This is a genomic window from Streptomyces minutiscleroticus, from assembly GCF_014650875.1.
GTDB classification, from domain to species: domain Bacteria; phylum Actinomycetota; class Actinomycetes; order Streptomycetales; family Streptomycetaceae; genus Streptomyces; species Streptomyces minutiscleroticus.
In genome coordinates this window covers 1-4204 of the sequence record NZ_BMVU01000146.1, presented here as the reverse complement: position 1 = coordinate 4204, position 4204 = coordinate 1, and the positions used below count along the sequence as shown (strand labels likewise).

Annotated in this window: 2 protein-coding genes and 1 pseudogene; all 3 read left to right on the top strand. The window is 69.8% G+C overall.

The annotated features are described in order from the left end of the window. Window positions 1-967: 967 nt before the first annotated feature. Window positions 968-1393, top strand: a pseudogene (locus IE271_RS40315) (transposase); the annotation flags it as partial. A 399-nt stretch (window positions 1394-1792) separates the two neighbouring features. Beyond that, window positions 1793-2470, top strand: coding sequence for an HdeD family acid-resistance protein (locus tag IE271_RS40310; protein ID WP_190195396.1), 678 nt, complete (start codon window positions 1793-1795; stop codon window positions 2468-2470). 319 nt (window positions 2471-2789) lie between these two features. Next, entirely contained in the window at window positions 2790-3824 is a 1035-nt protein-coding gene (locus IE271_RS40305) for a diacylglycerol/lipid kinase family protein (RefSeq protein ID WP_190195395.1), read from the top strand. Window positions 3825-4204 lie beyond the last annotated feature (380 nt).

Here is a 4204-nt window from a genome sequence, read left to right as displayed (position 1 = left end):
GAACCACCCGGGCAATCCGCGACCAACCCGAACGAGCCCCCCCCACTCCTGGGCATCATCAACAACCTCGACGCTCAGGGAACTTGATCAAGCCCTGGGTCGGCGGGCGGTCGCTCATCAGGTCGGCGAAACGGCTCAAGGGTGGCTCTGCGTCGACGCGGATGATCATGGCGCCGTGAGCCTCCGGCACACCGGGCAGGCAGTGCGCCTGCCCGGTCGAGCACGACGCCGGCACCAGGAGCTTCGGGACCCGCACCAAAGCGGCTCCGCAAAGTCGCGGAGTGTCGGCGTGCACGTGGAACCAACCGGATACGACGACCTCGCCCAGGACGCCACCCGCACCTCCAACCGGCCGCGCGGCGTGCTCACCTCCGTCCATCCCGCCCTCGAACGCGTTGTGGGGCCCCGCCTGCGGCACCCAGCCGTCCTGGCCGTGCTGCAGACCTTCGGTTCCCCAGCCCAGCTGGCCCGGGCCGGCCCGAGCAGCTGGCGCGGGCGATGCTCCAGGCCGCCCCGCGGATGCGCAGTGCCCGCACCCTGGCCGGCCAGATCACCACCGCCCTGGCCGAACAGACCGCCACGGCTGTCGGCACCGCCTCGGCCGGCGAGATCGTCTCCGGCCCGGCCGAAGCCCCCGCGGTCCTGCTCAAGCGCCGGGAAGCCCTGCAGGCCCGTATTGGCTCTGTCGATGACGAGGAGCAGCGTTTGTCGGGCAGTTCGGGAGGTGTTGCCCGCGTCGAATACCGACGGTTTCGGGCAGCAGCTCGGTGCCGACCGGTAGGTCGCCGTGTGCCGCTTGTCCGAGGCCCGAGACAAAAGCGCTGGCTACGGGCATAGGTGGCGACCGCCGTCCCGCCGTTGCCGAGCACCGGCAGGTGCCTCCCGTTCTCGTCGACATCGAGATCCGAGCCCGGTGAGTGCCTCCCGAGGCTGTCGACGACTGCTGTCGTGTGACGTCGATGAAGCCACCCGTATCGCCGCCCTGCTGGGGGCACACCCTCTCGCGCCGGTCCTGACCTCCATGCCCGGGGTCGCGGTCAGGACCGGAGCCCGCATCCTGGCCGAGGTCGGCGACCCCAGCGCGTTCCCCACCGCCGCCCACCTGGCCTCCTACGCGGGACTGCCCCCCACCACCACCCGCCGCTCGGGAACCTCCATCCGGGGCGAAGGACCACCCCGCGGCGGCAACAAGCCACTCAAGCGGGCCCTGTTCCTGGCCTCCCTCGCCTCGCTGAACAGCCCCGGATCGCGGGCCTACTACGACAAGAAACGCGCGGAGAAGAAGTGTCACAACGCAGCCCTCATCTGCCTCACCCGCCGCCGCGTCGACGTCCTGCACGCCATGCTCAAGCACCGCACCCTCTACCAGCCCGGACGCGAACAGACAGCCTGACCAAGCCCACAGACCTTGACCGAACAAACAGAAGCACCCAGCGCTACCCTCGTACGGCACGCAGCCTGGGAAGGGGCTTTCACAAACCCTCCCGGCCTTTGGCCCCGGCAGCCACGGCAGCGGCCGCCACAGCGACCGCGATGACGGCCAACTGCGCTTCATGCAGAAGCCCCTGCTCCCCATGCATGTCGGGATGCCCGTCTCGCCGTCCAGGCCGGCATCGGGCAAATGAGGCCCATCATCCGGCGCCGCTCCTGCCTCGCCCCTGCTCAGGGCGGCCGCCGTCCGCGCGAAGAGAACGCGCCCGCCGAAAACACCGTCTTCGCCCGGCACCGGAAAAGCCGGGCAGGGCCACGATGGAAGCGTCCTGACGCGAACAGGAGGCTTAGGAGGAAAGCCATGGCATCCACCTCCCCTTCCTCGGACGGCAACTCCCAGCCCGGCGCAGAGCTCCCGGACCTCCCCGCCACCGGCCCCTTGCAGGCCCTGGCGAATGCGGGCTGGCAGATCCGGCTCACCACGGGGCTGGCCGCCATCGCCCTGGGCGTTGTGATCTTCGCCTGGCCCAGGGAGACGCTCCAGGTCGTCGGCGTGCTCTTCGGCGTCTACCTGCTGCTCACCGGCGTCTTCGAACTGGCCTCCGCCTTCGGCGCCCACATCCCCCGGCACCTGCGGGCACTGCACTTTCTCACCGGCGCGCTGTCCGTGCTGCTGGGGCTGCTCTGCTTGCGCGGCACCCTGGAGTCGATCCTGCTGCTCGCCCTGTGGATCGGCTTCAGCTGGCTGCTGCGCGGCGTCATGACGACGGCCACCGCGGCCTCGAGCGACGCCATGCCGGCACGGGGCTGGATGCTGTTCTCCGGGATCATCGGCATGCTGGCGGGCATCGTGCTGATCGTCTCGCCGTTCACCTCGATCGCCGCGCTCACCCTGGTGACGGGCGTCATGGCCGTGGTCCTCGGAGTCATCGAGGTGTTCCACGCCATCAGGCTGCGCGTCGAGATCGGCCGCCTGCCCACGGGCACCCATGCCAAGCGACGGCCGGTACTCGGCTCACGACCACACCCACAGCACTGACCACAGCAGAACGGGCACACAAACCCCGCCTGCCACACCCGACCGTCCCACGCCGGCACCTGCCTGTGTCGGCGTATGCGCGGGGACCTCATAGGTCGCTGCGCACGTCCGCGAGCGCGCCGAAGCCCTCCACCACAGGCATCCAAGACGCCGGGACCTGTCAGTGGCTTGAGCTTCGCGGCACAACGTCGCGCACCAGCGGCCGCAGCGAACGGTAGGGGCTGCTCAGCGGGGCGGCGGCACCCGGCGGACGACATTCCCACCCGGCCCTGCGGCGCCCGGCCGACCGGCCGACCCATGCGGCCAAGGAGGTCCAGCCATGGCCCCAAGCACCGGAGCGACCACCCAGGTCGTGGTCGTGACAAATCCACACGCGGGCGGCGGCAAGCCCGATCGCTTCGACCTGCCCGGCCGGGCCGAGAGCATGGGCGCGCAGGTCTGGCCCACCAGTGCCGGACACGATGCGGGCATACTGGCCAGGCGCGCCGTCCAGCAGGGCGCACAGGTCCTCGGCGTAGCGGGCGGCGACGGGACGGTATCGGCCGTGGCCGCGGTGGCCGCCGACACGGACCGGCCGCTGCTGGTGATCCCGGCCGGCACCCGCAACCACTTCGCCCGCGACCTGGGTCTGGACATCCGCACCCCCGTCCCCGCGCTGAACGCCCTGCACGACGGCGTGAGCGCACGGGTGGACCTCGGTATGGTCGGCTCGCACGTCTTCGTCAACAACGTCTCCTTCGGCATCTACGCCCACGCCCTGCTGGAGCCCGGATACCGAAAGGACAAGGCGCGCACCTTCGCCACAGCAGCCCCCGGCTACCTCAGGGGAGAACAATGGGTCGAGGCCGACGTCGACACCCCGCAAGGGCCCGTCACCTCCCCGCAGGTCGTCCTGGTGTCCAACAACCCCTACCACCTCGCCACCCCCCGCTACCTGGGACGACGCCTCTCCCTCACCACAGGACTGCTCGGCAGCATCGTGCTCAAACGCCCCACCACTCCACCCCCCGACCTCCTGTACTACCTTCGCGACCAACTGCACCGCCAGGGCGCTGCAACCCCAGCAGTCATCACCTGGTCGGCAACCAGCATCACCCTGCACAGCACAAACCGGCGCCTGCACGCAGGCATCGACGGCGAACCCGCCACCCTGCCCACCCCCATCACCTGCACCATCCGACCAGGCGCACTCCACGTGCTACTGCCCAAGAACCGGCCGGGAACCCCACCACACCCCCGGCCCCGACCACCAGGACCACAACGGACCAGGACGGCCACCCCACACCGTCCCGAAACCGGCCAACCCCCGGAAAACGCCCTGCGCCGCGAGCCCGGGAAACCGTCTGGGGCGTAGCCGTCCAGACACCCCACAGCACCGCCCGCGCCCCAGCCGCGCGGAGACCTCGCCGACCCGCCAGAACAGACCCCTCGCACCCGATCCCCCGGGCAGCCTCTCGCCACGGTCCCGCCCGCCCTCTCTTTTTCTACAGGCGGGGCGGTGGCGAGGGGCGCACAGGGGGATGCCAGATCCGCAGACCATACGAAAAATCTTGACCTGCGAAAACGCATGGAACGGGCGGGCATGAGGTGCAACAACTGACGCAACAGGTATCGCAACATCTGTCGTAACCAGACCACTGAAGTTCCCCCTCCGAGCTGGACAGCCTGATACTGGGACGACAGGTCCCGGAGGAAGCAGTTCCAGGTAGTGAGCAAGAAGAGCAATACGAGCAA

Bases quoted from the DNA above. Each gene is read 5' to 3' on its own strand.
- IE271_RS40310 (WP_190195396.1), top strand. From the start codon at position 1,793: ATGGCATCCACCTCCCCTTCCTCGGACGGCAACTCCCAGCCCGGCGCA.
- IE271_RS40305 (WP_190195395.1), top strand. From the start codon at position 2,790: ATGGCCCCAAGCACCGGAGCGACCACCCAGGTCGTGGTCGTGACAAAT.